The 1,814-nt window shown below is 37.5% G+C and carries 1 protein-coding gene; it reads left to right on the top strand.

Features of this window, described 5'->3' with window-relative positions:
* The first annotated feature begins 12 nt into the window (after positions 1-12).
* Positions 13-1,758, top strand: coding sequence for an IS1634 family transposase (locus GWD08_RS08595; protein WP_159565247.1), 1,746 nt, complete (start codon positions 13-15; stop codon positions 1,756-1,758).
* Positions 1,759-1,814: the final 56 nt, after the last annotated feature.

The following is a 1,814-nucleotide window of genomic DNA, read 5'->3' as shown; positions in this document are numbered from 1 at the left end:
TATACTATAGTTATGGCATTTATTCGAATTACAAAAAACAGAGAAGGTCGTAAGCATGTTTATCTTGTTGAAGGATATCGTGAGAACGGAAAGTCAAAACAACGGATTCTTCATAAATATGGTTTGTTGGATGAATTAGAAGCGAAAGAGCCAGGTATTCTTGAGCGATTAAAACGTGAGGCAAAGGAGGAATCACACGCTAAATCTGAAGAATTTCTGATTAAGCTTTCTCTAAAAGACCCAATGAACGCACCTGATGAAAACATTGGTTGGAAGATTTTAGAAGACCTTTACACAACCCTCAAGCTAAATAGATTCTTTAAAAAAAATAAACCGTCAAAAATGACGATTGACTTAGATCAAACGGTTAAGCTTCTGCTCTTTCAACGAATTCTGAACCCAGGAAGCAAATATAGAACTTTCTACCATCAAACTTCCCTATTTGGAGATTGGAATGTTCCATATAATTCAGTATATCGGTCACTAGATGTCTTGAACAATCTTCAATCAGAACTTCAATACCACCTCCATCAAGAGGTCAGTCAATTAACGAATCGAACAGGAACGTTAGTGTTTTACGATGTTACCAACTACTTTTTTGAAATTGATGTTCCGGATGAGGATAGACACGATGAAAATGGAGACATCCTTGTAGAGGGCCTTCGTCGAAGAGGAGCCAGTAAAGAATACAGGAGAGACCCCATTATCCAAATGGGATTATTCATGGATATGAATGGTATTCCCATAGCTTATAGACTTTTTAGAGGTAACGTTACAGACCCTATCACCTACATCCCTGCAATTGAGCAAGTAAAGAAACAATTTGGGATTGAACGGTTGGTAGTGGTCGCAGACAAGGCCATGAACAGCACAAATAACCTACAAGCTACTATAAAGAACAATGACGGTTGGCTTTTCTCTCAAAAGCACCGTGGGAAACGTGGCGCTCCAAAGGATATTCAAGAAAACATATTGGAAGAATCTGGTTGGCAGTTTAATCAAAATCTCACTTTTGCTAAAAAGTCTTACATTCGAGAGAGAAAACTTGGGACAAAGAAGGATTCCCCAACTGTTAAAGAAAAAGTGCTGATGACATGGTCTAAAAAATATGAAGATAGAGAACGGATTCGACGTGAAGGAGCTCTCGACTATGCCAATAAGTTAACCAATGCAGAACTATTTCGACAAACGAGTAAGAAGGGAGGGAAGAAATACCTTGAATTGAGCTACTTGGATACGGAAACTGGAGAGGTTAAACCATTTTCACCACTTATCCGACTTGATCAAGAACAGGTGGAATATGATGCTCAATTTGATGGAGTTCATGTCCTTGTAACGAGTGAAATTGAGATGGAGGATGATGCTATATTAGCGGCCTACAAAGAACTATCCTCTATTGAAAGTTGTTTTCGAATAACCAAAACAGAGTTTGAAACTAGACCTGTTTACGTAAGGAAAAAGGAACATATTGAAGGCCATTTCCTAATCTGCTTTATCAGTTTAGTAATGATTCGCTTATTGTATTACATTAGCGATAAGAAGATGAGTCCTGCTAGAATGATTGACAGCTTAAACAGTATGTTAGCTTCAACTATGGGACAAGGGATATATAGAGTCCAGCAAAATCATGAAGCAAGTGAATTCCTTCGTTTATTAGGTATTACTTGGGACCGTGGAACAGTCAGACACGAAGATATTCAAAAGTTAGGGAAAAACTGCATACACAACACGATTTACAACTTAAAAAAGCTTCAATAACGTTGATTTGACAGCGTTTATAGAGATTTTTTTATTTTTTAACTGATAAACTCGGG

The organism is Streptococcus halichoeri (genome assembly GCF_009870755.1).
Lineage (GTDB): Bacteria > Bacillota > Bacilli > Lactobacillales > Streptococcaceae > Streptococcus > Streptococcus halichoeri.
This window is presented reverse-complemented; position numbering and strand designations above follow the sequence as displayed.